Source organism: Microlunatus sp. GCM10028923 (genome assembly GCF_042666975.1).
Classification (GTDB): Bacteria; Actinomycetota; Actinomycetes; order Propionibacteriales; family Propionibacteriaceae; genus Microlunatus.
On the sequence record NZ_JBHTFF010000021.1, the window covers coordinates 116349 to 142096 of the forward strand.

Annotated in this window: 22 protein-coding genes; 11 read left to right on the forward strand and 11 right to left on the reverse strand. The window is 69.5% G+C overall.

Going from position 1 to position 25748, the window contains the following annotated elements; all coding sequences use genetic code 11:
- The first annotated feature begins 1 nt into the window (after window position 1).
- The 7 genes from ACFQU4_RS34945 to ACFQU4_RS34975 all read left to right on the forward strand — a co-directional run bounded on the left by ACFQU4_RS34945 (window position 2) and on the right by ACFQU4_RS34975 (window position 6891).
- A complete protein-coding gene (locus ACFQU4_RS34945; RefSeq protein ID WP_377501222.1) occupies window positions 2-1177 on the forward strand; it encodes a M24 family metallopeptidase in 1176 nt (391 codons plus the stop codon).
- On the forward strand, window positions 1174-2031 hold the full coding sequence (locus ACFQU4_RS34950; protein ID WP_377501224.1) for an alpha/beta fold hydrolase: 858 nt from the start codon (window positions 1174-1176) through the stop codon (window positions 2029-2031). The genes ACFQU4_RS34945 and ACFQU4_RS34950 overlap by 4 nt, the downstream gene beginning before the upstream one ends.
- The gene (locus ACFQU4_RS34955; RefSeq protein ID WP_377501226.1) at window positions 2028-3014 is read left to right on the forward strand and encodes an ABC transporter ATP-binding protein; all 987 of its coding nucleotides are present in this window, start codon (window positions 2028-2030) and stop codon (window positions 3012-3014) included. The genes ACFQU4_RS34950 and ACFQU4_RS34955 overlap by 4 nt, the downstream gene beginning before the upstream one ends.
- A complete protein-coding gene (locus ACFQU4_RS34960) occupies window positions 3001-4044 on the forward strand; it encodes an ABC transporter ATP-binding protein (RefSeq protein ID WP_377501228.1) in 1044 nt (347 codons plus the stop codon). The genes ACFQU4_RS34955 and ACFQU4_RS34960 overlap by 14 nt, the downstream gene beginning before the upstream one ends.
- Entirely contained in the window at window positions 4037-5239 is a 1203-nt protein-coding gene (locus ACFQU4_RS34965) for a dipeptidase (RefSeq protein WP_377501230.1), read from the forward strand. The genes ACFQU4_RS34960 and ACFQU4_RS34965 overlap by 8 nt, the downstream gene beginning before the upstream one ends.
- A 67-nt stretch (window positions 5240-5306) precedes the next feature.
- On the forward strand, window positions 5307-6011 hold the full coding sequence (locus ACFQU4_RS34970) for a GntR family transcriptional regulator (RefSeq protein WP_377501282.1): 705 nt from the start codon (window positions 5307-5309) through the stop codon (window positions 6009-6011).
- A gap of 25 nt (window positions 6012-6036) precedes the next feature.
- Window positions 6037-6891 (forward strand): phytanoyl-CoA dioxygenase family protein, encoded by an 855-nt coding sequence (locus tag ACFQU4_RS34975; RefSeq protein WP_377501232.1) that lies wholly within the window; start codon window positions 6037-6039, stop codon window positions 6889-6891.
- Between the two features lie 16 nt (window positions 6892-6907).
- Here ACFQU4_RS34975 and ACFQU4_RS34980 read toward each other — a convergent pair whose 3' ends face one another.
- Entirely contained in the window at window positions 6908-7882 is a 975-nt protein-coding gene (locus ACFQU4_RS34980) for an iron-siderophore ABC transporter substrate-binding protein (RefSeq protein WP_377501234.1), read from the reverse strand.
- Between the two features lie 37 nt (window positions 7883-7919).
- The gene (locus tag ACFQU4_RS34985; RefSeq protein WP_377501236.1) at window positions 7920-8747 is read right to left on the reverse strand and encodes a helix-turn-helix domain-containing protein; all 828 of its coding nucleotides are present in this window, start codon (window positions 8745-8747) and stop codon (window positions 7920-7922) included.
- Between the two features lie 70 nt (window positions 8748-8817).
- Between ACFQU4_RS34985 and ACFQU4_RS34990 the strand changes: the two genes are divergently transcribed.
- Window positions 8818-9723, forward strand: coding sequence for a phytanoyl-CoA dioxygenase family protein (locus ACFQU4_RS34990; protein ID WP_377501238.1), 906 nt, complete (start codon window positions 8818-8820; stop codon window positions 9721-9723).
- A gap of 25 nt (window positions 9724-9748) precedes the next feature.
- Here the strand turns inward: ACFQU4_RS34990 and ACFQU4_RS34995 are convergent, their stop codons facing one another.
- From ACFQU4_RS34995 to ACFQU4_RS35035, 9 genes are all read right to left on the reverse strand, one after another.
- Complete coding sequence (locus ACFQU4_RS34995) at window positions 9749-10273, reverse strand: hypothetical protein (RefSeq protein WP_377501240.1); 525 nt, start codon at window positions 10271-10273, stop codon at window positions 9749-9751.
- A 122-nt stretch (window positions 10274-10395) separates the two neighbouring features.
- Window positions 10396-12639 (reverse strand): glycoside hydrolase family 3 C-terminal domain-containing protein, encoded by a 2244-nt coding sequence (locus ACFQU4_RS35000; protein WP_377501242.1) that lies wholly within the window; start codon window positions 12637-12639, stop codon window positions 10396-10398.
- A 44-nt stretch (window positions 12640-12683) separates the two neighbouring features.
- Window positions 12684-13181: a helix-turn-helix domain-containing protein gene (locus tag ACFQU4_RS35005; protein ID WP_377501244.1), complete on the reverse strand. Its 498-nt coding sequence runs from the start codon at window positions 13179-13181 to the stop codon at window positions 12684-12686.
- Window positions 13182-13331: 150 nt separating this feature from the next.
- Window positions 13332-15023 carry an ABC transporter family substrate-binding protein gene (locus tag ACFQU4_RS35010; RefSeq protein ID WP_377501246.1) on the reverse strand — a complete coding sequence of 564 codons (1692 nt, stop codon included), beginning with the start codon at window positions 15021-15023 and terminating at the stop codon, window positions 13332-13334.
- 148 nt (window positions 15024-15171) lie between these two features.
- Entirely contained in the window at window positions 15172-16863 is a 1692-nt protein-coding gene (locus ACFQU4_RS35015; protein WP_377501248.1) for an ABC transporter family substrate-binding protein, read from the reverse strand.
- 208 nt (window positions 16864-17071) lie between these two features.
- On the reverse strand, window positions 17072-19216 hold the full coding sequence (locus ACFQU4_RS35020) for a dipeptide ABC transporter ATP-binding protein (RefSeq protein ID WP_377501250.1): 2145 nt from the start codon (window positions 19214-19216) through the stop codon (window positions 17072-17074).
- The gene (locus tag ACFQU4_RS35025; protein WP_377501252.1) at window positions 19216-20163 is read right to left on the reverse strand and encodes an ABC transporter permease; all 948 of its coding nucleotides are present in this window, start codon (window positions 20161-20163) and stop codon (window positions 19216-19218) included. Before ACFQU4_RS35025 ends, ACFQU4_RS35020 begins: the two co-directional genes overlap by 1 nt.
- 2 nt (window positions 20164-20165) lie before the next feature.
- A complete protein-coding gene (locus tag ACFQU4_RS35030; RefSeq protein WP_377501254.1) occupies window positions 20166-21149 on the reverse strand; it encodes an ABC transporter permease in 984 nt (327 codons plus the stop codon).
- Window positions 21150-21446: 297 nt separating this feature from the next.
- Window positions 21447-23129 (reverse strand): dolichyl-phosphate-mannose--protein mannosyltransferase, encoded by a 1683-nt coding sequence (locus tag ACFQU4_RS35035; RefSeq protein ID WP_377501284.1) that lies wholly within the window; start codon window positions 23127-23129, stop codon window positions 21447-21449.
- A gap of 238 nt (window positions 23130-23367) precedes the next feature.
- On the opposite strand from ACFQU4_RS35035, the gene rsmI reads away from it, so the two are divergent.
- From rsmI to ACFQU4_RS35050, 3 genes are read left to right on the forward strand one after another with little or no spacing between them, the layout of a single operon-like run.
- The gene (gene rsmI / locus ACFQU4_RS35040) at window positions 23368-24216 is read left to right on the forward strand and encodes a 16S rRNA (cytidine(1402)-2'-O)-methyltransferase (RefSeq protein ID WP_377501256.1); all 849 of its coding nucleotides are present in this window, start codon (window positions 23368-23370) and stop codon (window positions 24214-24216) included.
- Window positions 24209-25111 (forward strand): TatD family hydrolase, encoded by a 903-nt coding sequence (locus tag ACFQU4_RS35045; protein ID WP_377501286.1) that lies wholly within the window; start codon window positions 24209-24211, stop codon window positions 25109-25111. The genes rsmI and ACFQU4_RS35045 overlap by 8 nt, the downstream gene beginning before the upstream one ends.
- Window positions 25111-25710, forward strand: a complete 600-nt coding sequence (locus ACFQU4_RS35050) for a nitroreductase family protein (protein ID WP_377501258.1) — start codon at window positions 25111-25113, stop codon at window positions 25708-25710. Before ACFQU4_RS35045 ends, ACFQU4_RS35050 begins: the two co-directional genes overlap by 1 nt.
- Window positions 25711-25748 lie beyond the last annotated feature (38 nt).

The window sequence follows — 25748 nt, forward strand, 5'->3', positions numbered from 1 at the left end:
CATGTGGCTGCCGGACGACTTCTACGAGCGGGTGCACGGCCGGGTGCTGGAGGCGCTGGCCGAGGCGCGGCTGGACGGCATGATCGTCACCGCGCCGGCGGACGTCGCGTACCTGGCGGGCTTCTACTACGCGGTCACCGAACGTCCCGTCTACCTGTGGATCGGCGCCGACGGTGCCCGGCACTGCCTGCTGCCGGAGCTGGACTCCGAATACGCCGCTGCGCAACGGATCCGGGCCGAGACGGCCACCTACTTCGAGTACCCGGGCGTGATCAGTCCGGAGCAGCACCTGGGCACCCTGCTGGCCGGGATCGGCGCCGGGACCGGGCGGATCGGCTACGCGCCGTCGCTCGCGTCCGGCACCCTGGAAGCCGTCCGGCGGGAGTTGCCCGACGCGGCGCTGGTGCCGACCGGCCTGGTCGGGCGGCTGCGGCTGCGCAAGGAGCCGGAGGAGATCGCCCTGCACCGGTCGGCCGCCGAGATCTGCGACGCCATGCTGGCGGCCGGCCGGACCATGATCAGCGACGCGATCGCGGCCGGCGGTCCGCTGCCGCGCGAGGGTGAGATCGCCCGGCACGTGATCGGGCACGGCACCGACCTGATCTATGACCGGTACGACCACGTGGTGTTCACCACCAAGCTGGCCGGCGGCCTGGTCTACGCCGGCCCGAACTCGGCCCGGCCGCACGGCCTGCCGAGCAGCCGCCGGGTCGAGGTCGGGGACACCCTGATCCTCTCTCTCGGCGCCGCGGTGGCCAGCCGGTTCGTGGAGAGCGAGCGGACGTTCGTGATCGGCGAGCCGACCGACGACCAGCGCCGCTACTTCGGGGTGGTCGCCGAGGCACAGCAGGTCGGCACCGACGCGATGATCGCCGGTCGCAGCTGCGCCGACGTCAACGCCGCCTGCCTGGCCGTGATCAAGGACGCCGGGTACGGCCGCTTCCTGCGGCACCGCCAGGGTCACGGCATCGGCATCGCGCAGCACGAGCCGCCCTGGATCGAGGACGGCGACCGGACCCCGCTCGCGCCGGGCATGATCGTTTCCAGCGAGCCCGGCCTCTACGTTCCCGGCCATGCCGGCTACCGGATCTCGGACTCGGTGTTGATCACCGAGGACGGCCCGGAACGGCTCACCCGTTACCCGCGCACTCTCGAGGAGAACGTGATCGCCGCATGAACACCCAGACGGCCATGATCAACGGCGCCGAGCTGAAGCTGGAGCTGCTCGGCCCGGAGGACGCACCCGCCATGATCGTCCACCACGGCGCGCCCGGCCTCGGCTCCCGGTCCGAACCACTGCGGTCCTTCGGCCCGTTCGCCGACGAGTACCGGATCGTCACGTTCGACGCCCGCGGTTCGGGGGAGTCGGCCGACGTGCCGCCGTACACGCACACGCAGTGGGTCGCCGACATCGACGCCATCCGGGAGCTGCTCGGCCTGGAGCAGGTGATCATGGCCGGCGGCTCGTACGGCGGCTTCCTGGCGATGGAGTACGCGCTCGCCCACCCGGACCGGGTCTCGGCGCTGATCCTGCGCGACACCGCGGCCAACACGGACTACGACCACCTGGCGGTGGAACGGGCCCGGACCACCGACCGGGTCGTCATCGACGAGTGGACGATCGCCCGGATCGGCGTCGGCGGCTTCGCCGACAACGCCGAGTTCGAGCGGTACTGGCGCTCCATCCTGCCGCTGTACGACCACAACTATGACCCCGAGGCGGTGGAGCGGAAGGCCCGCGCGACCCGCTACCACTACGCGACCCACAACCACGCGTTCGGCGTCAACATGCCGGCCTACGACCTGACCGGACGGCTGGCCGAGATCGGCTGCCCGACCCTGGTCGTGGTCGGCCGGCACGACTGGCGGACCCCGGTGCCGGCCTCCCAGGCGATCGCCGACGGCATCGACGGCGCGGAGCTGGTGATCTTCGAGGAGTCCGGGCACTCGCCGCAGCTGGAGGAGCCGGAGCGGTTCCAGGCGGTGGTCCGCGACTTCCTGCGCCGGGCCGGGATCGGCGGCACCGGATGACCGAGCCGTTGCTCGACGTCCAGGGCCTGAGCGTCGAGTTCCACACCCGGCAAGGGATCGTGCGCGCCGTCCAGGATCTTGATCTTGAGGTCGCCGCCGGCAGCACGGTCGCCGTGGTCGGCGAGTCCGGCTCCGGCAAGTCGGTCACCGCGCAGTCGATCATGGGACTGCTGGAGTCTCCGCCGGCGGTGATCAACGGCCGGATCGAGTTCGCCGGCCGGGACCTGCTCGGGCTGTCCGCGGCCGAGCGCCGGTCGGTCAACGGCGAGGAACTGGCGATGGTGTTCCAGGACTCGCTGTCCGCGCTGAATCCGGTCTTCGCCGTCGGCAGCCAGCTCGCCGAGGTGCTCCGGGTCCGCCGCGGCCTGTCCCGGCGGGAGGCCTGGCGGCGCGCGATCGACCTGATGGAGCGGGTCCGGATCCCGGCCGCCGAACGTCGCGCCCGGGACTACCCGCACCAGTTCTCCGGCGGGATGCGGCAGCGGATCATGATCGCGATGGCGATCGCGTTGGAGCCGCGGCTGTTGATCGCCGACGAGCCGACGACCGCGCTGGACGTGACCGTGCAGGCCCAGATCATGGACCTGCTGGCCGAGTTGCAGGCCGAGACCGACATGGCGCTGATCTTGATCACGCACGATCTCGGGGTGGTCGCCGAGGTCGCCGACCAGGTGGTGGTGATGTACGCCGGCCGGCTGGCCGAGCAGGGCGACGTGACCGACCTGTTCGCGACGCCGGCGCATCCGTACACCCGCGGGCTGTTGCGGTCGATGCCGCGCGCCGACGCCGACGGCGAGGAGCTGTGGGCCATTCCGGGCGCGCCGCCGAACCTGCTCGGCCCGCCGCCGGGTTGTGCCTTCGCCGAGCGCTGCGACCTCGCGCTCGACTGCTGCCGGGCCGAGCGCCCGGTGCCGAGGCCGACGTCCGACGGGCGGCTGGCGGCCTGTCATCGCAGCGAGGAGGTGCTCAGTGGTCGCGCCTGAAGCCGGTGCCGAGGTGGTGCTCGCCGCCGAGTCCGTGATCAAACACTTCCCGGCCGGCCGGGGCTGGTTCGGCCGCGCCGCCGGCACGGTCCGGGCCGTCGACGGGGTCAGCTTCGAACTGCGCCGCGGCGAGACCCTCGGCGTGGTCGGGGAGTCGGGCTGCGGCAAGTCGACGCTGGCCCGGACCCTGGTCGGGCTGGAGCAGCCCACCTCGGGCCGGGTCACCTTCCGCGGCCGCGACCTGCACGGCCTGCGCGGCGCCGATCACAGCGACCTGCGCCGCCGGGTCCAGATGGTGCTGCAGGATCCGTACGCCTCGCTCAATCCGCGGCGGACGCTGCGGGACACCCTGCTGCAGCCGTTCCAGATCCATCCCGGGCTGCTGCCGCGCGCCAAGAGGCTGGACCGGGTCCGGGAACTCGTCGAACTGGTCGGACTCAATCCCGATCACCTGGACCGGTACCCGTTCCAGTTCTCCGGCGGCCAGCGGCAGCGGATCGGGATCGCCCGGGCGCTCGCCCTCGACCCCGAGGTGATCGTCTGCGACGAGCCGGTGTCGGCGCTGGACGTCTCCGTCCAGGCGCAGGTGATCAACTTGCTGCTCCGGCTGCAGCGGGAGCTGAACCTGTCCTACGTGTTCATCGCTCATGATCTTTCCGTGGTCCGGCAGATCTCGGACCGGATCGCCGTGATGTACCTGGGCAAGATCGCCGAGCTGGGCGACCGGCGGCCGGTCTACGACACCCCGGCGCATCCGTACACGAGCGCTTTGTTGTCGGCGGTCCCGGTTCCCGATCCGCAGGCCCGCGGCCAGGGCCGGCGGATCCTGCTCGCCGGCGACCCGCCGAGTCCGGTCGACCCGCCGTCCGGCTGCCGGTTCCGGACCCGCTGCTGGCGCGCCACCGACCTGTGCGCCGACACCGAACCGGTGCTCACCCCGGATGCCGCCGGCACCCGTTCGGTGGCCTGCCACCACCCGATCAGCGACGCCTCTGTTTTCCCAACCAGCAAGGAGATCCCTCATGCTTGACCGCTCACCGCAGTATCGCGGCTACACCGCGTACGGCTACCTCGAGCCGGTCGTCGACTACCAGCCGTTCGACCTCGCGCCGCAGGTCGGCCGGGTCCCCGAGTACGACCTCGGCCTGACCGCCGAGCAGGCCGGCCGGGTGGATCGGCTGCTGGCCGACAACATCGTGATCTCCCTGCACGAACACGCCGTCGTGCTGCCGGACGACGCCGACCAGATCAAGCGCTACAACCGGACCGGCCGGCAGCGCACCGGCTACGAGGGGCTGGCCCATTCGGGGCTCACCGCGGTGATCGACAACTTCATGGCCGGCGCCTCCTGCGTCACCAGCCAGCACGGCTGGAAGTGGGACGACATGATCTACGCGCTGGGCTTCCGGCTGGCCGACCTGGCCAAGCAGGACCACGTCCTGCACGCATTCGGCATCGAGGATCTCCATCGCGCCAAGGCCGAGGGCCGGGTCGCCCTGATCGCCGGCTTCGAGTGCTCGTCCATGATCGAGAACGAGCTGGACCGGATCGACATGCTGTACGGGTTCGGGATCCGGCAGCTGGGCATCGCGTACTCGCAGTCCAACATGCTGGGCGGCGGCCTGGCCGAACCCGGCGACGGCGGGCTGACCACGTTCGGCCGGCGCGCGGTCGAGCGGATGAACAAGCTCGGCATGCTGATCGACATCTCGCACTCCGGCGACCGGACCTCGCTGGAGACGATCGAGCACTCGACCGTGCCGGTGATGATCACCCACGCCGGCGCCCGGTCGGTCTGGCCGACGGCCCGGATGAAGCCGGACGAGGTGATCATGGCCTGCGCCGAGCGCGGCGGCCTGATCGGCCTGGAGGCGGCGCCGCACACCACGATCTCGGAGCGACACCCGGAACACAGCATCGAGTCGGTGATGGATCACTTCCGCTACTGCGTCGACCTGGTCGGGATCGATCATGTCTCGTTCGGGCCGGACACGATGTTCGGTGATCATCTGGCCGTGCACAAGGCGTACGCGGGCAACTACGCCCAGAAGCTGGACTCGGGCCCGCAGCACCCGCGGGTCGAGTACGTGGCCGGGCTGGAGAACCCGGCGGAGAACTTCGGCAATATCGCCGGCTGGATGGTCCGCGAGGGCTACTCGGACGCCGACATCGCCAAGGTTCTCGGCGGCAACGCGCTGCGAGTGTTGGCACAGGTCTGGCAGTAGACACGGTTTCTCGCGACAATCATCCGCGGGGCGAGGACAGGACAAGCGAATGGCGAAACGGGACACGATGGTCGCGGCCGCGACGACACGGTTGCGATCCATGATCGCGGAATCGTACGCACCGGGCGATCAGCTGCCGAACGAGAAGCAACTGGCCGACGATCTCGAGGTGAGCCGGGGCACGATGCGCGAGGTGCTCGGCGCCCTCGCCACCGACGGCACCGTGGTCCGTCGCTGGGGCGTCGGCACCTTCGTGTCGGAGCCGCGTGGCGGGGTGGCGCTGCCGATGTCGCGGATCGAGTCCTACCGGGACCGGTTGCAGGCGGCCGGGCACGACGTGACGCTGGCCGGGTCGAGCTGCGAGAAGATCAAGCTGCCGGCCGCGGCCTGCCGGGCCCTGGGCCTGGCCCTGGGCAGTCGTGGCTGGCGGGTGACCCGGGTCTACGCCGTCGACGGCGTGCCGACCGCGAGCATGGTCGAGTTCCTGCCGACCGAACTGCTCGGCGTGATCGTCGACCCGCACCCGATGCTCGAGCTGCGGACCAACCTGTACGAGTTGCTGGACCGGACCGTCCGCGGCTGCGTCGCCCGGGCGGTCACCGACCTCTCCGCCATCGGCGCCGACGCGGACCGCGCTGCGGACCTCGGGCTGGCGACCGGAGCTCCGGTGCTGCAGGCGGAGCAGGTCACCTATTCGCCGCGCGGTGAGCCGCTGGCGTACGGGATCACCGTCCAGCGTACGGACGTGGTGCGGATGCGGATCACCCGCTGACGGTGCTGCCGGTAGCGTGAACACCATGATCAACGAGCTCACCGAGGAGCAACGGTCGCTGCTGCCGTCCGACGCCGACGTCGCGTCCTATCGCGAGCAGGGATTCTGGATCTCACCGGTGATCGTGCCGGACGAGGTGCTCGACGCGGCGGAGCTGGGCATGCGCCGGCTCTACGCGGGGGAGTCGGACCGGTCACTGCCGTACGACGTCGGCGGGTGGACCGAGGCGGACGGCAACGTGCTGCGCAAGAACGACTACGCCTCGCTGCGCGTTGATCAACTCCGCGAGCTGGTCGGCACGCCGTTGATCGGCGCCACCGCGGCCCGGCTGGCCGGCGTCCCGGAGATCCGGCTCTGGCATGATCAACTTCTGTACAAGCCGACCGACGGTCCCGGCGTACCGGGCAACGTCGGCTGGCACACCGACCGGCAGTACTGGCAGACCTGCTCCTCGGCCGAGATGCTGACCGCCTGGGTCGGCTTCCACGACGTCGACGAGGACGGCGGCTCGGTCGCGTTCGTGGCCGGCTCGCACCGCTGGGACATCGGCGGTCTCGACTTCTTCTCGCAGGACCTGGCCGGGCTGCAGCGCCGCGCCGAGGAGGCCGGCTTCGCCTTCGACATCCGGCCGACCCGGATGCGGCGCGGCCAGGTCAGCTTCCACCACTGCCGGACCGTGCACGGCAGCGGCCCGAACCGGAGCGGGTCGCCGCGCCGATCGATCGCGGTCCACCTGCAGCCCGGCGACAACCGCTACGTCGAGACGGTGCTGCCGGACGGCTCGGTCGCCCGGCACGGCAACGACCGGCTGACCGCCGGCGCCGACGGAGCCCCGGACTACGCGGACCCGCGGTTCTGCCCGGTGCTCTTCGCCTGCTGAGGCTGCTCGCCGGGGGTCAGGGCTTGAGCTTCTCCGCGAGGAGGGGCGTGACGGTGTCGATGGCGTACCGGATCGAGAGCGGGGAGTTCAGGCTGAAGGCGGACCGGACGTCGGTCGAGTCCAAGATCAGATAGCGGCCGTCGCGGACCGCCGGGATGCTGTCGAAGGTGCTCACCTTCTGCACGTCCTCGGCGGTCTTGCCGATCGGCTGGATGATCAGCAGATCGCCGTCGAGCAGGTCCAGGCGCTCGTCGGAGACACGTACGGTGAACCGCTCCGGCTTCTCCTTCTCGATCACGGGATTGGGTACGAAACCCAACCGGTACAGGAACTTCGGCCGGTCCGCCGCCGAGATGTAGGCGCCCCAGCCCTCGCTCGTGTACGCGGCCACGGTGATCGTCTTGCCGGCGAACTCGGGATGCGCGGCGGCCGCCTCGGTGAAGGCCCGGTCGATGTCGGCGAGCAGGGCGGTGCCCTGGTCCGGCACGCCGAGCGCGGCCGCGATCATGGTGATCTGCCGATCGACGTTGGTCAGGTAGTTGTCGCCACCCTCGGGCACGCCGACGGTCGGCGCGATCTTGCTCAGCCGGTCGTAGCGGCCCTGGTCGCCGGAGCTCTTCACGTCCAGGATCAGGTCCGGCGCCAGCTCGGCGATCTCCTCGTACGACGGCTCCAGAGTGCCGATGATCTTGGGCGGCGTGTCGTAGCGGCCCTTCGCCCAGGGGCCGACCCCTTCGCCGCCGAAGGCGAGCCAGTCGCTGGCGCCGACCGGCTGCACGCCGAGGGCGAGCGCGGTCTCGGCGTCGCCCCAGCCGAGGGCGACGATCCGCTGCGGCTTCGCCGGGATCACCACGTCGCCGAACTTCGTCGGCACCGTCACCGGGAAGCCGGCCCCGCCGCCGTCGGCACCGGGCTCGGGCGCCGCCGTGCCCTGACAGGCCGCGGTGAGCAGCAGGACCAACCCGGCCATGATCATGAACAGTCGGCGCACGCCGCCCCCTTCGGAAGACTTCTGAACTTAGGGGATCCTAACTGAGGCCCTGGCGGCGATAGCGGGCCGGGGTGGTTCCGGTCACCGCCCGGAACGCGGCGTGGAACCGGCTCAGCGAGCCGAAGCCCGCGTCCAGGGCGATCCGGGCGATCGAATGGTCGCCGGTCAGCAGCAGCCGCTGCGCCTCGGCGATCCGGCACTGCAGCAGGTAGCCGCCGATGGTCAGCCCGATCGTGGCGTGGAACAGCTCCATCGCGTGCTGCGGGCTGAGGTGGGCGGCCGCGGCCACGTCGGCGACCCGGATCGGCTCCCGGTAGCTCCGCGAGATGAAGCCGGCCATGATCGCCACCGGGCTGCCGGCGAACGACGCCGGCCCGGAGTGATCACGATCGGCGGCCGGGTCCAGGCCGAGCGCGATCCGCTGGCAGACGGCCCGGGCCTCCAGGGCGACGATCTCGGTGTACGCCGGCGACCGCTCGAACTCCGTGGCCCAGCGCAGCATGATCGCCCGGTCCAGCTCCGGATCACCGGCTGCATGCACGATCTCGCCGCGGAACAGGGCGGCCAGCAGGGTGTCGGGCAGCTGCCAGGACAGGAACCGGTCCAGCGGCACGGTCATCCAGATCAGCCGGGTCTGCGGGCTGACCTCGATCAGTTGGTGCGGGGTGCTGCCCCAGAACAGGCCGGGCCGGCCGGTCGGCAGGTGCTGGGTGCGGCCGCCGATCAGGTAGTGCAGCGGCCCGGCGTCGGAGAGGTTGAGCTCGATCTCGTCGTGGGCGTGGGCGCTCTCCATCGCGCGGGCCCGGCCGGTCCAGCAGGCGAAGCCGTACCGTTCGCGGGCGGTCTGCGGTGCACGCTGCATCATCCGAGGATCCAGGATTTTTCCGCGGCTGACCAGGACGACCTGGCATCGGCTCGGATCCTAGCCTGGCGGTATGACTGCGACAGCGACGGCTTCCTACCTGCTCGACGACGACCAGGTCGAGTTCTTCGACCGCAACGGCTACCTGATCCTGCGCAACCGGATCCCGGCCGGCCTGGTGGCCGATCTGCGCCGGGCCACCGACCAGTGGATGGAGCAGGGCCGGCTCGGCCAGGGTCCGGCCGGCCAGGAGGGCGACTTCAAGTTCGCCGACCGGGACGGCCACGAGGTGATGTTCCGGGTCGACTACGTGCACGGCAAGGGCTCCGCGGTCTCGCTGCAGCTGCTCGGCTCGCCGCACGTGCTCGGGATCGCCGAAAGCCTGGCCGGCCCCAACTTCGTCCCCACCTACGAGTCGCTGGTGTTCAAGGCGGAGGGGGACGGCGCCCCGATCGAATGGCACCAGGACGCGATCCACCCGCGGAACCACCGGATCTTCAACATCGACATCTACCTCGACGACTCGCTGGCCGGCCGCGGCGCGCTGCGGGTGGTGCCCGGATCCCAGCGGACGGAGTCCGACATCTGTGCCCTGGCGGACACGGCCGGCTGGGACGTGCCGGGCGCGATCGAGGTGGAGCTGCACCCAGGCGACGTGCTGGTGCACGACACGATGATCGTGCACGGATCCCCGGCGACCCGGGGCGGAGACCTGCGCCGGACGATTTACTACGAGTTCCGGCCGGCCGAGCAGATCCGGGACGAGGGGCCGTGGGACGCCGACTGGGTGGATGCCCGGCTGCGGCTGGTCCCGCTCGGCCTTCGGGCGTACGGCGAGCGCGCGGACGCCGCGGAACCGTACCGGTGGCGGATCGACGACGCGCTCCGGCCGGTGCCGGCCGGCGACCCGGAGGCGGAGCTGCGGATCGTGCACGACAAGCACACTCCGGGCACCTTCTGCAGCGCCGGCAGCGTCTGAGCGCGCCGTGCCCGGAGGTGGGGGTTCAGCAGCCGGCGCCGTCGGACAGCCGGTCGAAGGCCCGCCGGGTGTGGTCGTCGGCGGGCAGGCAGACCACCAGATACTGCTGTTCGACGATGGACAGATCCAGCAGTTCGTACGCCAGCCGCAGGGTCCCGGCGACGGGGTGCCAGAACGGGACCTCGCCGAACGGCTGACCGTCGGCGTCGAACGCGGCCAGCCGCTTGGCGAACTCGGGCGACTCCGCCGACAGGGAGTCGATGAACTCCTGAGTCTGCGGGCAGGTGGACCGGCGCAACTGGCGCAGCGTGACCTCGGCGGTGAGCTCCCAGTCCGGGAAGGCCTCGTGCGCCCGCGGATCGGCGAAGACGTACCGGTTGGTGTTGGGCGGCGACCCGTCGAGCAGGCCGGAAGGGCCGAACAGCAACCGGCCCCCGTTGTTCCAGGCGATCACGTCGCCGATCTGGTTGATCACCAGTGCGGGTGTCGGCTCCAGTCGGGTCAGCACCGCCCGTATCGTCGGGCGCAGCGCGTCGCGATTGTCCGCCACGCGGCTGATTCTAGGGGTCTACCGGGTGGTTGGGCAGACTTGTGGGCGGGTGAAAACTCTGATATCAGAGGAAACCGATCTGATCATGACCGGCCCGGCGGCGACTTCCTCCAACGAATTGATCATCGGAATCGGGGGAGCCGGCTGAGCAGTTCGGTCAGCTGACCGTCGGTGATCTCGCTGCCGGGGAACGACGCCAGCCGCCGGATCGGCATCGAGCCGATCATGGCCAGGGTGGCCGGGTCGTCGACCATCGCGGCCATCGGGTGATGGGCCAGCAGCCGCTGCAGCGCGGCCCGTGCGGCCGGCACCGCCATCACCTCGGCCAGCGAGGAGGACGGGGTGAGCTGGTTGATCTCCTCGTCGCCGGACACCTCGACCATGATCATCCCGCGGATGTCGCGGCTGGAACTGCCGACCTCGATCCGGTAGCGGCCGCCCTCGACCAGCCAGCGGCTTTGGGTCGGATGGTAGTAGGCCAGCTCGGACCGCGGGATGATCAACTCGACCTGCCGGGATTCGCCGGCGGCCAGTTCGACGATCGTGAAGCCGATCAGCTGGCGCGGCGGCCGGCTGATCCGCGATCCCGGCAGCCCGGCGTAGACCTGGACCACCTCGCGGCCGCTGCGCTGACCGGTGTTGGTGATCCGGACCCGGAGCCGGAGCCGGTCGCCGTTCTGCTCCGCCCGGGCACCCGAATACTCGAACGTCGTGTACGACAGCCCGTGGCCGAACGGGAACGACACCGGGAGATCGCGGGCGTCGAAGTAGCGGTACCCGACGAAGATCCCCTCGCTGTAGTTGATCTTGCCGAACTGGCCCGGGAAGTCGAGATAGGCCGGGGTGTCGGACAGCTTGAACGGGATCGTCTCGGCCAGCCGCCCGGACGGGTTCACCGCGCCGAACAGGACGTCGGCCAGCGCCGCACCGCCGGCCTGGCCGAGCAGCCAGCCCTCGATCAGGCCCGGCACCAGATGCTGCCAGCCGGACACCCGCACCACGCCGCCGTTGGACAGCACGACGATCACCCGCGAGTTCACCGCCAGCACCGCATCCAGCAGCGTGGTCTGTTCCGCCGGCAGTTCCAGGTGCTGCCGGTCGAAGCCCTCCGACTCCTCCTCGGCCGGCAGCCCGAGGAACATGATCACGACGTCGGACCGTTCCGCCAGTGTGGTGGCCTCGTCCCGCAACGACTCCAGGTCGCCGCCGGAGTTCGGCCCGATCCGGTAGCCCTGGGCGAAGGTGACCCGGTCCTCGCCGGCGTACCCGACGATCTCGCCCAGGGCCCGGTCCAGCCGGGTCGGGTTGATCATGGAACTGCCGGCGCCCTGATAGCGCGGTTCGCGGGCCAGCTCGCCGATCACCGCGATCGACTCGCTGCCGTTCGGATCGAGCGGCAGGATGTCGTCGGCGTTGCGCAGCAGCACGATGCTCTTGCCGGCCGCCTCCCGGGCCAGCGCGTGGTGACTGGCGCGGTCGAACCGCGGCGCCGGGCCGGCCCCGCCGGCGGTGACCCGCTCGGCCAGCTCCAGGACCCGGCCCGCCGCCCGGTCCACGGCGGCTTCGACGAGCGCGCCCCGCTCGACCGCGTCGATGATCACCGCGTCGGACCGGCCGCCGGTCGACGGCATGATCAAATCCAGTCCGGCACCGATCGCCGACACCGGGTCGTCGACCGCACCCCAGTCCGAGACGACCAGGCCGGTGAAGCCCCATTCGCCGCGCAGCAGGGCGGTGAGCAGCCACGGGTGCTCCGTCGCGTACACGCCGTTGATCTTGTTGTAGGCGGCCATCACGGTCCATGGCTGCTGCTCGGTGATGATCCGGTGGAACGCCCGCAGGTAGAGCTCGCGCAGGGTGCGCGGGTCGATCTCCGAACTGGCCCGGAAACGATCATGCTCGGCGTTGTTGGCGGCGAAGTGCTTCAGCGACGCGCCGACGCCCTGGCTCTGGATGCCGGCCACCATCGCCGATCCCAGCACACCGGTGATCAACGGGTCCTCGGAGAGGTATTCGAAGTTCCGGCCGCAGAGCGGCGACCGCTTCAGGTTGATCCCCGGGCCGAGCACGACGCCGACCCCGGCCGCGCGGGCCTCGGCACCGAGCGCACTGCCGACCCGTCGCACCAGGTCGGCGTCCCAACTGGAGCCGAGCGCGACCGCCGGCGGGAAGCAGGTGGCCGGCAGGCTCCCGCTGAGGCCGAACTCATCGGCGCCCTCGGCCGGCCGGCGCAGCCCGTGCGGGCCGTCGGCGAGCAGCACGGAGGGAACCCCGCGCACGCTCCTGGTCGTCCAGGCGGTCGCGCCGCTGGTCAGCGACACCTTCTCCCGCAACGACAGTTCACCTACCCGTTCGGGTCCCGCCATGGCCCCACCCTTCGCTGCGACAGTCGTTGCCAGGTCGGGGTCATTCAACTTGCTGCGGCCAGGATGATCAAGAGAGGCACGACGCGTTCGACGGGGACCTCGTGAACTCCGCGGGCTCCGCTGCGCAGCCAGCCGGCTGCGATCAGCTGGCGCAGGTGGTGGTAGACCTGCCCGGTGGTCCCCAGGCCTTCGGTGCGGGCCAGCTCGGCGGCGGTCGTCGCGGTCCGGCGCAGTACCAGCTGCAGGATCCGCAGCCGGACCGGATGGCCCAGGGCTGCGATCCGCGGCGCCAGGTCGACCCAGTCCCGCTCCAGCACCTCGGTCGGGTCGTGGCCCATCTGCCAGGCGACCGGCCCGTACGGCAGCTGCAGCAGCCCGGCGTAGGTCAGGGCGGACCCGCCGGTGCGGCGGCGCAGCTCCTCGAGCAGCCAGAACCGATCCCCAGCACCCGACTCCGGCGGCACCGGAGCGCTGTCGGGCTCCAGGCGTCGCTCCAACCGCTCGATCCGGGCGGTCAGCTCGGCGTACTCCTCGCTGGGCATCGGGCCTCCCGTCCCACTCCTGTTCACACTGCGATCTGCTGGCAGCTCGACAGTATTACGTCCGGAACGACCGCGGAGCCGGTACCGCAAACCCGTCCACGGGAGAGTCCCCGGCCCGTTCCTGGGGCAGGACCGGGCCGGGGACCATGATCACTTCTGCCAGCCGACGTCCTGCGGCTTGCCGACGAAGAAGATCCCGGCGCCCAGGTTGGCCAGCCCCTTCTTCACCGCGACGATGTTCGGGCCGTTGAGGACCGGCAGGATGCCCCAGGTCTGCGCCATCAGCTCGGCCTCCAGCTTGTTGCCCTCCTCGATCTGCTTGGCCGGATCGCCGATCTCGGCCAGCTTCGCGATCTTGGCGTCGTTCTCGGCGGTGCCGGTGCCGGACGCGTTGAGGGTGCTGTCCTTGCAGTAGACCTGGCAGAAGTACGCGAAGCCGAACGGGTCGGAGGAGGCGAAGCCCATCGCGAACATGCCGAACTGCTTACCCGTGAAGACCGCGGAGAAGTCGCTGCTCGGCCGCTGCTGGATCTTGATGTCGACGCCGATCTCCTTGAGCATCGAGTTGACCGCCTTGGCCCGGGCCTGGATGTTCGGGTCATCGCTGACCACCGGGTAGTCGATCGACAGCTTCTTGCCGTCCTTCTCCCGGATGCCGTCGGCGCCCGGCACCCAGCCGGCGTCGTCGAGCAGCTTGCCGGCGGCGGCCTTGTCGTAGGTGTAGCCGGCCGCGGTCAGGTTGTCCTGGTAGCCCTTCTGGTAGCCGTAGATGCTGAATGAGCCGGGCGGTTGCTCCTCGTAGCTGAGGCCCTGGAACGCGATCTTGGCGATCACGGACCGGTCGATGCCCATGAACAGCGCCTTGCGCACGTTGGGGTCGTCGAGGCCCGGGTACTTGGAGTTGATCACGATCAGGTTCTTCGACGGGATCGCGCTGCGGCGCACCTCGACGTTGCCGGAGTCGACCATCGGCTGCACCTGGGCCAGCAGGTCCAAGGTGGCGACCCCGGTCGCGTCCAGCTGGTTGTTCTTGAACGCGTTGATCGCGGCGGTCGACTCGAGTGCCTTGAAGGTCCGGCTGTCCAGCTTGCCCGGGTCGCCCCACCACTTGTCGTTCCGCTTGAAGGTGATCGTGGCGTTCTTCTGATCGAACGTGTCGACCGTGTACGGACCCGCGCCGAGCTCGGCGTGCGGATTGTTCACGTACCCCTTGTTATAGAGGTCGACGTCGGCCGCCTTGGGATGCAGCACGTTGTTGAACAGGCCACCGATCCAGGCGTAGCCGCCGTCGAACGTGACCACGGCCTGCTTGTCGTCGGCGCCCTTGGCCACCGAGGCGATCCGGTTGTAGCCGTCGGACGAGCTGACCAGGTAGTTCTTGTCCTTGCCGTTGCTCGTCTTCCAGGTGGCCTCGAAAGCCTTCCAGTCGATCGGGGTGCCGTCGTTGAAGGTGGCCTTCGGATTGATCGTGTACGTGGCGACGGTGTTCCCGTCCTTCTCCTCGACCTTCATGTCGGTCAGGTAGTCCGGGTTCGGCGTCCAGTCCCCGTTCGGGCTGAACAAGATCATCACCGGGTTGTACCAGCGCCACAGGTCCAGGGTGTAGCGGGTGCCGTCGGCCTGGAACGTGTTGAACTGCGGCGAGATCTCCGTCAGCGCGGTGGTCAGGGTGCCGCCGTCCTTGACGTTGTCCCGCGGCTGCGGGTTGTACTGCGCCTCGGTGGCGAGTTCACTCGCCCCGACCGTCGGTTCCTGGTTCGGGGAGGTGCCCCCGCCGCAGGCCGCCAGCGAGAGTGCCAGTGCCGCGAGGGCGGCGACCGCAGACTTTCTTCCGATTCCCATAAGGGTTCCTTCCGCAGAGTGCCTGACCACCCTAGTTCGTCGGCCGCCGGCTCGGGGCGGGAACGCCGAAGGGCCGGTGGCGATCGACGCCACCGGCCCTCCGGTCTCGGTCCTGCAGCCCCGGCTCAGTGCGAGCCGAGGACCATGATCACTTCTGCCAGCCGATGTCCTGCGGCTTGCCGACGTAGAAGATGCCGGCGCCCATGTTGGCCAGACCCTTCTTGGCGGCGAGGATGGTCGGACCGTTGGTCAGCGGCATGATGCCCCAGGTCTGAGCCATGATCTCGGCCTCCAGCTTGTTACCGGCCTCGATCTGGGCCTTCGGATCGCCGATCTTGGCGACCTCGGCGATCTTCTTGTTGATCTCTTCGCTACCGGTGCCGGAGGCGTTCAGCGAGCTCGGCTCGCAGTAGACCTGGCAGAAGTAGGCGAAGCCGAACGGGTCGGAGGAGGAGAAGCCCATCGGGAACAGGCCGAACTGCTTCTCGGTGAAGACCTTGCTGAAGTCGTTGGAGCCCTTCTGCTCGATCTTCGCGTCGACGCCGATCTCCTTGAGCATCGAGTTGATCGCCTTGGCGCGCGCCGCGATGTTCGGGTCGTCGCCGATCACCGGAAGCGTGATCGACAGCTTCTTGCCGCCCTTCTCCCGGATGCCGTCCGAACCCGGCACCCAGCCGGCCTCGTCGAGCAGCTTGCCGGCGGCGTCCTTGTCGTACTTGTAACCGGCGGCGGTCAGGTTGTCCTGGTAGCCCTCCTGGAACCCGTACAGGTTGAACGAGCCGGGCGGCTCCTCCGTGTAGTTCAGGCCCTGGAACGCGATGTCAGCGATCACCTTGCGGTCGATGCCCATGAACACCGCCTGACGCACCTTGGCGTCGTCCAGCCCCGGGTGCTTGGAGTTGACGACCATCAGGCCGTTCCGCGGCGAGGCGCTCTTGCGGATCTCGACCGCTCCCTGGTCGACCATCGGCTGCACCTGGGCCAGCAGGTCCTTGGTGGCGACGGCGGTGATGTCCAGCTGGTTGTTCTTGAACGCGTTGATCGCGGCGGTGTCCTCGAGCGCCTTGAAGGTCCGGCTGTCCAGCTTGCCCGGATCGCCCCACCACTTGTCGTTGCGCTTGAAGCTCAGGGTGCCGTTCTTCTGGTCGAACTTGTCCACCGTGTACGGCCCCGCGCCGAGCTCGGCGTGCGGGTTGTTCACGTACCCCTTGTTGAAGAGGTCATGATCAACGAGCTTCGGGTGCAGCACGTTGTTGAACAGGCCGCCGACCCAGGCGTAGACGCCGTCGAAGGTGACCACGGCCTGCTTGTCGTCGGCGCCCTTGACGACCGACTTGATCTGCGAGTAGCCGTCGGTAGAGCTGACCAGGTACTTCTCGTCCTTGCCGCTGGTCGCCTTCCACTTCGTCTCGTACGCCGTCCAGTCGATCGGCGTGCCGTCGTTGAAGGTGGCCTTCGGGTTGATCGTGTAGGTGACGACCGTGTTCCCGTCCTTCTCCTCCGTCTTCACGTCGGTCAGGTAGTCCGGGTTGGCCGACCATTCGCCCTCGGGGGTGAACAGGATCATGACCGGGTTGTACCAGCGCCAGAAGGACAGCGTGTACGCCGTGCCGTCGGCCTGGTCGGTGTTGAACTGCGGCGAGATCTCGGGCACGTCCGAGGTCAGCGTGCCGCCGTCCTTGACGTTGTCCCGTGGCTGCGGGTTGTACTGCGCCTCGGTGGCGAGCTCGCTCGCTCCGACGGTCGGCTCCGTGTTCGGGGATGTTCCCCCTCCACACGCCGCCAGTGAAAGCGCGAGTGCCGCGATAGCGGCGACCGCGGACTTTCTTCCGATTCCCATGGTGATGGTCCTTCCTGAACGCGCAGTCTGCGCGAGCGTTTCCGCATGATCGGTCGCTGATCCGGCATCTCCGACCCCCCGGACATGCCGTCGAACAGAATAGGACCAGGGCCGGGACCGGACGGGTCGACGCGTCGAATCGTCACCCTTCCGAGACTCGGCCGAGCTCCTCATTCGGCTCGTCCTCCTCCTTGCACTCTCGGTTCGCTCACCGGAAATGGCAGGCATTGGTGTGCTGGCCCTCCACTCCGGTCAATTCCGGTGTCTGTGAGACACACCGGTGCTGTTGTTCCTCCGGCAACGTGACCCGGAGCTGACACCGACTGGCGAACCGGCAGCCGGGTGAGTCGTCGATCGGGCTCGGCAGATCGCCCGTGAGCAGGACCCGTTCCCGGGTGCGTTCCTTGACCGGATCCGGAACCGGAATCGCGGACAACAAAGCCTGGGTGTACGGATGCTGCGGATTGTCGAACACCGCGTCGATATCGCCGTATTCGACGAATCGGCCGAGATACATGACCCCGACCCGATCCGCGATATGGCGCACCACGGAAAGGTCGTGTGCGACAAAGAGGTACGAGAGCCCGAGTTTGGCCTTCAATTCGTCCAGAAGGTTGATCACTCCGGCCTGGATCGAGACGTCGAGCGCGGAAACCGGCTCGTCCAGCACGATCACCTTCGGATTCGTGGCGAGCGCGCGGGCGATGCCGATCCGTTGCCGCTGGCCGCCCGAGAACGCGGCCGGGAACCGGTCGCTGTGCGCGGGATCCAGGCCGACCATCTCCATCAGCTCGGCGACCCGGTTGTCGACCTCGGACCGGCCGAAGTTCAAGGCCTGCATCGGCTCGGCGATGATGTCGAACACGGTGAACCGGGGATCGAGCGCGCCCATCGGATCCTGGAAGACGATCTGCAGATCGCGGCGCAGCTTGCGGGTGGCGGAGCCGGACAGCCCGGCCACGCTGGTGCCGCCGAGCCGGAGGTCGCCGTCGGGCTGCTCGCTCAGGTTCATGATCTCGAGCAGCGTCGTCGTCTTGCCGCAGCCGGACTCGCCGACGATGGCCATCGTCTCGCCCTCGCGGATGTCGAAGCTGATCCCGTTCACCGCGTACACGGAGCCGATCCGGCGCTTCAGCAGTGCTCCCTTGAGCAGCGGGAACGTCTTGATCAGGTTGGTCACCTCGAGCATCGGCTTCCGGTGCTCCCGCGGCAGCTCAGTGAGTTCGCTCTCCGGCAGTTCGGGCACCGGGTAGATCGGCTTGCCGTCGATCATGCCCTCGCGGATCTCGCCGGACCGGATGCAGGCGGCTCGGTGCCGGCCCCAGTCGCCGACCGGTGCGCCCGAATCGACCAGCCCGAGCGGCGCCACCTCGCCGAGTTCCGGCTCCGCCTCGCGGCACCGGTCGATCGCGATCGGGCAGCGCGGCGCGAACGGGCAGCCGGGCGGCAGGTTGATCAACAGCGGCGGGTTGCCCTTGACCGGGATCAGCGGCGTCTTCTCCGCCACGTCGACCCGGGGGATCGCGGCCAGCAGCCCGATCGAGTACGGCATCCGGGTCTCGTAGAACAGCTCGTTCACCGGGGCCTGCTCGACCGGCTTGCCCGCGTACATGACGATCACGTCGTCGGCGTTGCCGGCGATCACGCCGAGGTCGTGGGTGATCATGATCACCGCGGCGCCGGTCTCCTCCTGGGCCACCTCGAGCACGTCCAGGATCTGGGCCTGGATGGTGACGTCGAGGGCCGTGGTCGGCTCGTCGGCGATGATCAGGTTCGGGTCGTTGGCCATCGCGATCGCGATCACCACGCGCTGCCGCATGCCGCCGGAGAACTCGTGCGGGAAGGACCGGACCCGTGCCTTCGGGTTCGGGATGCCGACCAGCTGCAGCAGATCCACCGCACGGTCCCAGGCGTCCTTCTTCGACACCTGGTGGTGGGCGGCGATCGCCTCGACCAGCTGCTGGCCGACCGAATAGACCGGGGTCAGCGAGGACAGCGGGTCCTGGAAGATCATCGACATCTCTTTGCCGCGGATCTTGGACATCTGCCGGTCGTTCAGGGAGAGCAGCTCGCGGCCGTTGAGCCTGACCGAGCCGCCGGTGCGGGCGGTGTCGGCGAGCAGGCCCATGATCGCCAGCGAGGTGACCGACTTGCCGGAGCCGGACTCGCCGACGATGCCGAGGGTCTGGCCGGCCTGCAGGTCGAACGAGACGCCGCGGACGGCGTCCACCCGGCCGGCCTCGGACGGGAAGCTCACCTTGAGGTCGCGGACCGAGAGCAGCGGCCCGTCCGCTGCTCCGCGCCCGGAGTCCGTCGCAGGGCCGGTGCTGGTCGAGGGGCTGGAGAACGTCATCAGGCCTGGCCTCCCGCGGTCGAGGTGGGATCGAGGGCGTCCCGCAGTCCGTCGGCGACCAGCGCCATCGACACGGTGAGCATCGTCAGCGCGGCCGCCGGGAAGTAGAACAACCAGGGGGCGCTGGTGATCGTGTTGGCGCCGGAGCCGATCAGCGCGCCGAGCGATACGTCCGGTGCCTTGATGCCGAAGCCGAGGAACGAAAGGCTGGTCTCGGTCAGCACCGCCCCGACCACGCCGAGGGTGAACTGGATGATCAACAGCGAGCCGATGTTGGGGATGATGTGCCGGATCACGATCCAGATGCCGCGCACGCCCATGAACCGGGCCGCGGTGACGTACTCCCGCTCCCGCAGCGAGAGCGCCATCGTCCAGATCACCCGGGCCTGGAAGAACCAGCCGGTCAGGGTCAGGATCGTCGCCACGATGAGCCAGTTGCCGCCGGAGGCGTTGGAGATCATGGCCAGGATGAGGAAGGTGGGCACCACCATGAGGAAGTGGATCACCACCAGGGTGGAGCGTTCGTAGAGGCCGCCGAAGTAGGCGGCCGAGGCGCCGACGACCGCCGAGATCACCGTGGTGCCGACCGCGACGATCAACGCGATCAGCAGGGACCGCTGCAGCCCGTGCACCGTCTGGGCGTAGATGTCGTTGCCGGCGTTGTTGGTGCCGAACCAGTGGTCGGCGTCCGGCTCGGCGGTCAACGCGGTGAAGTCGGTGGCGAGATAGTCGTGCTGGGCGACCAGGCCGCCGAACAGCGCGAACAGGATGATCACGATCAGGATGATCACGCCGGCGACGGCCGGCCGGTTGCGCAGGAAGCGGCGCAGGTAGAGCGTGCCCTTGGACAGCCGGCGCCGCGGCTGCGCCGACTGCAACAGCTCCGCGGTCGGATCATGATCGGGATCGCCCGAGTGGCCCGGGACGTTCATCACTTCACTCGACATGATCAGCTCACCCGCACTCTCGGATCGAGGACGACGATCGTGAGGTCGGACAGGATCGCGCCGACCGCCGTCATCAACGCGCCGAAGGCGGCCGTCGCGACGACTCCGTGCACGTCGTTGGTGGACAGTGTCTTGGCGAAGTAGCGGCCCATGCCTTCCCAGGCGAAGATCGTCTCGGTCAGGATCGCGCCGGTGAACAGGCCCGGGATCGAGAAGGCGATCTGGGTGGCGACCGGGATCAGGGAGGTCCGCAGCGCGTGCCGGCGAACCGCCTGCGCCTTGGTCAGGCCCTTGGCCCGCGCCGTCCGTACGTAATCGGCGTTGATGTTGTCCAGCAGCAGCGATCGCTGCAGGAAGTGCGTCCCCGCGTAGCCGGTGATCACCAGCACCAGGGTGGGCAAGATCAGATGCTGCGCCTTGTCGACCAGGAACGGGCCGAAGCCGGAGATGTTGTCGCTCTGGGCGCCGACCACGTAGAAGACGGTGCTGCCGACCGCCTGGTTGAACTGGATCGCCACCAGGACGATGCCGAGCGCGGCCACCACGACCGGGATGTTGAGCGTGATGATCGAGGTGCCCTGGGCGACCCGGTCGGCCAGCTTGTACTGCCGGGACGCGGTGTAGACACCGAGCCCGATGCCGATCAGGGTCATCAGGATCGTCGCGCCGAGGACGAGCTCGGCGCTGATCCAGACCCGGAACCCGATCTGGTCGTTCACCGACTCGCCGACGGGGCTGCGGCCCCAGTCCCAGCGGGTCACGATGCCGCTGATCCAGATCCACCAGCGCTCGAAGATGTTGACCTGGTCATTCAGGTTGTACTGGTTCAGCGTGCCGTTGATGACCGTCTCCGGGACCGGTGGATTACGGCCGACGAAGTTCGAACGGGCCTTCAGATAGAAGTTGGCGAGGAAGTACGTGATGTTCGTCGCGACGAAGATCATCAGCAGCCAGCCCGCTATCCGCCGCACCAGATATCTGATCACCGATTCGGTCCTCCATGATCCGCGCTCATCGGCCCGCTGAGTACGGCAACGGACTCTAGCGTCCCGCAGCCCGCAAGCCGAGCCTGCACCGGTCGGGCGATGCCCCGAGCCCGGATCTTCCGGGCGCGGCTCATTGACCGATCCTGTCCAACAACGCGTGTCCTCCCCAGGGCACAACAGGCGCCGACGCCTGACTCTGGCGAGACTCTAATCCCAACGGCCCGTTTTTGCCGCATCCTGACGGCCTTGTCACACACTCGCAACAGGACTTCCCGTTTCGGCGTTACGAGGCCGTCATCAGATCCAGCCGCGGATCCACATCCTTGCCCGCCACTGCTGATAGGTCAGCACACCGTCGGTGAGGATCGGATAGATGAAGGCGAAGTTGGCACCGACCAGCGCGATGAAGGCACCGATCCCGATGGCCGCCACCGCGCGCCGGTCCAGCGGCAGCGAACCCGCGCTGAACAGCCCGGCCAAGGCCCGGGAGGGTGCGCCGCGGGCGTGTTCCGGCCGGGCCCGGGCTGGGACGGGCGGCGGTGGCGCGGGTGTCTGGTCCTCGGCGGCCCCGCTGCGCAGGTCGGCTGCGGTGCCGAGCAAGCGACCCAGGACCAGGGCCACGGCGGTCACCGAGAACGGGATGATCGTGATCGCGTAGAAGAGGAACTGCGGCCGGTCGGAGTACTGGAACCAGGGCAGCCAGTTGCTCAGCACCCCGACCACCGGGATGCCGAACCGCCAGTCCCGGCCGCCGACCCACAGGATCAGGGCGATGACCAGGGCGATCACCGCGGCCCACCACAGGGCGGGCGTGCCGATCCCGGAGATCACCCGGTAGCACTTCTCCGCGTTGGCCGGGCAGCCGTCGGTGCCGGCCGGGATGTCCAGCACCGCGTCGATCCCGATCACCCGGGCCAGCACCAGCCAGCCCGACGGATTCGCGTCGTAGGGGTGGGTCGCCTGGGCGATGCCGTCGCCGGTGTGGAAGTTCCAGATCGCCTGGTTGTACGCCAGCAGCGAGGCCAGCGGGTCGCCGAGCAGTCGTACCGAAAGGGCGTCCGGGTGTTTCTGACCCCAGTCCCGCATGTAGCCGCCGCTGCCGGCCAGCCAGCTGGCCCAGCTCGCCACGTAGATGATCACGCTCAGCACGACCAGGGAGACGAACGCCGGGATCCCGTCCCGGATGATCGCCAGGCTGGACCGGACGCCGGCGCCGGCCACCCGTCGCGCGCCGACGTCCCAGGCCAGCGACAGCAGGGCGAACGCGGCCAGCGGATAGAGGGCGTTCCATTTGGTGCCGAGGGCCAGCCCGAAGCACACGCCGGCCGCGATCCGCCACGGCCTGATGATCAACGCCGGGCCGTACTTCCCACCCAGGTCGGCCAGTCCGTTGCCGGACAGATGATCAGCGAGCTTGTTCCGGAACCAGTCCCGGTCGGCGATCAGGCAGCCCACCGCGGCGACCACGAAGACCGCCAGAAAGATGTCCAGCAAGGCGATCCGGGACATCACGAAGGCGAGTCCGTCGAACGCCAGGAGTAGCCCGGCCAGGCCGCCGATCAAGGTCGACCGGGAGATCCGGCGGACCAGCCTGATCACGACGAAGATCAACAACGCGCCGAAGACCAGCGACGAGAACCGCCAGCCGAACGAGTTCATCCCGAACAGGTATTCGCCGAATGCGATCAGCCACTTGCCGATCTGCGGATGCACGATGAACGCCGCGCTGTCCTTCATCACGTCGAGGTTGCCGGCGACGATCGCGTCGTTGGCGTTGTCCGGCCACTCCCGCTCGTAGCCGAACCGGAGCAGCGAATACGCATCCTTGGCGTAATAGGTCTCGTCGAAGACGAGCTTGTTCGGGTAGGCCAGGTTGACCGATCTGATCACGAAGCCGATCAAGGTGATCAACGCGGTGATCGCCCAGCTGAAGGCGCGGTCGGTCGGCTGCTCGACCCGCAGTCGTTCCACTACGGTCAGTCCGTCCGCTCGCGCCACCCGGACATACTAGTGTCGTGCGTCCCTTGACCCTTGGTCGGTGGCGACGTCCAGGTGCGTGCATCGCCAGGCCGACGAGGAAGGGATACCGGGTCGTATCGCGACCGAGGAGAACGCCGCGAGGCGCGTGCCTGGGCGTCGCCAACGGCTGAGGGTCAAGGGACGCACGACACTGGTGACGCGAGGTGTGTGTGTCCTGGCTGCGTGAGACGGAGGCGATGTGGGTCGAGTGGTGCTGGTCGGTACGCCGATCGGCGACCTGGGCGACGCCTCGCCGCGGGTGTCCGAGACGCTGGCTGCCGCCGACGTGATCGCGGCCGAGGACACCCGGCGGCTGCGCCGGCTGCTGGACCGGCTCGGCGTGGCCCCCACGGGTCGCGTGGTCTCCTATTTCGACGGCAACGAGGCGGCCCGGGCGGCCGAGCTGATCGAGGCGTTGCAGGGCGGAGCGACGGTGGCCGTGGTCAGCGATGCCGGGATGCCGTCGGTGTCGGATCCGGGGTTCCGGCTGGTCGCTGCGGCGGTTGAGGCCGGGATCGAGGTCACCGCCGTGCCCGGGCCGTCGGCCGTGTTGACGGCGCTGGCGCTGTCGGGGCTGCCGACCGACCGGTTCTGCTTCGAGGGTTTCCTGCCGCGGAAGGCGGGGGAGCGGTCCCGCCGGCTGGCCGGGCTGGCCGACGAGCCCCGTACCGCCGTGTTCTTCGAGGCGCCGCACCGGACCGAGGAGACGCTGCGGGCGATGGCCGACGTCCTGGGGGCGGAGCGTCGCGCGGCGGTGTGCCGGGAATTGACGAAGACGTACGAGGAGGTCCGGCGGGGGACCCTCGCCGAGCTGGCCGACTGGGCCGGCGAGGGGGTCCGCGGCGAGGTCACCATCGTCGTGGCCGGGGCGGTGGTGGAGCGCGGCGACACCGAGGATGCGGTCGCGGTCGTCCGGCGGCTGGTGGCCGAGGGATCCAAGCTGAAGCCCGCGGTGGCCGAGGTCGCGGCGGCTCGGGGGCTGGCCAAGAACGAGTTGTACGCGGCCGTACTGGCTGCGCGGGAGGGGAAGACCGGTGGAGATGCGTGAGCAGCGGGCCGCCACGACCGAGCAGGGGCAGCGGCGGAACCTGGACCGCCCGGCGGTGCCGGAGCCGCTGCCGTACCCGGTGGTGGACAGCCACTGCCACCTCGATGTCGCCGACGGGAAGACGGCCCTGGCGCCGGACGAGGCGATCGAGCTGGCCGCCTCCGTCGGCGTCCGGCGGATCGTCCAGGTCGGCTGCGATGTCGCCGGTTCGCGCTGGGCGGTCGAGGCGGCGGGCCGGTTCCCGAACGTCGTCGCCGCGGTCGCGATCCATCCCAACGACGCCGCCCGGATGACCACGGTCGAGCTGGCGGCGGGGATCGGCGAGATCGCCCGGCTGGCCGCCGATCCGCAGGTCCGGGCGGTCGGGGAGACCGGGATGGACACGTTCCGGACCCGGGACGAGGACGGGCTGGCGATCCAGCGGGAGGCGTTCGCGGCGCACATCGCGCTGGCCAAGCAGCACCGCAAGGCCCTGATGATCCACGACCGGGACGCGCACCAGCCGATCCTCGACGTCCTGGACGCCGAGGGCCCGCCGGAGCGGATCGTCATGCACTGCTTCTCCGGAGACGCCTCGTTCGCCAAGGAGTGTCTGGACCGCGGCGGGTTCCTGTCCTTCGCCGGTACGATCACGTTCAAGAACGCCGGGCCGCTGCGGGAGGCGCTGGCGATCACGCCGCTGGACCGGATCCTGGTCGAGACCGACGCTCCGTACCTGACCCCGGAGCCGTACCGCGGCCGGCCCAACGCCTCGTACCTGATCCCGCACACGGCGCGGACCATCGCCGACGTGCTCGGGCGGGACCTCGAGGAGGTGTGCCGGGCCCTGTCCGGGAACGCCGACACCGCCTTCGGCGGCGGCTGGCCGGAGCACCCCGGGAACGCGGCCGGCTGATGGAATTCTCGGAGGTGCTGCGCCGGCGCCGGATGATCCGCGCCTACCGCCCCGACCCGGTGCCGGCCGAGCTGATCACCCGGCTGACCGAGGCCGGCCGCCGCTCACCGACCGCCGGCTTCACCCAGGGCGTGTCCTTCCTGGTGCTGGACCAGCCCGCCGACCTCGACGGCTTCTGGGCCGCCACCGGCGCGTCCGGCGATGACAACGCCTGGCTGGCCGGGATGCGCACCGCCCCGTTGTTGATCTTGGTCTGGACCTCGGAGGCGGCCTACCTGGAACGGTACGCCGAGCCGGACAAGGGCTGGTCCGACCGCGACCCGTCCCGCTGGGCCGCCCCGTACTGGTGGGTGGACGCCGGCATGGCCGCCCAGACGATCCTGCTCACCGCCGTCGACGCCGGCCTCGGCGGCTGCTTCTTCGGCGTGCCGCCGGAACACCAGGACGCGGTCCGGGCCCACTTCGGCGTGCCTCATGATCAACTTTCGGCCGGCGTGATCAGCATCGGCTATCCGGCCGCGCCCGGCGCCCCCGGCTCACCCAGCCGCCGCCCCCGCCGTCCGGCCGAGGACCAGGTCCGCCACGGCCGCTGGGCCTGAGGTGTTCCGTCGGCGCGACGTCGGTTGGGTCATGTCGA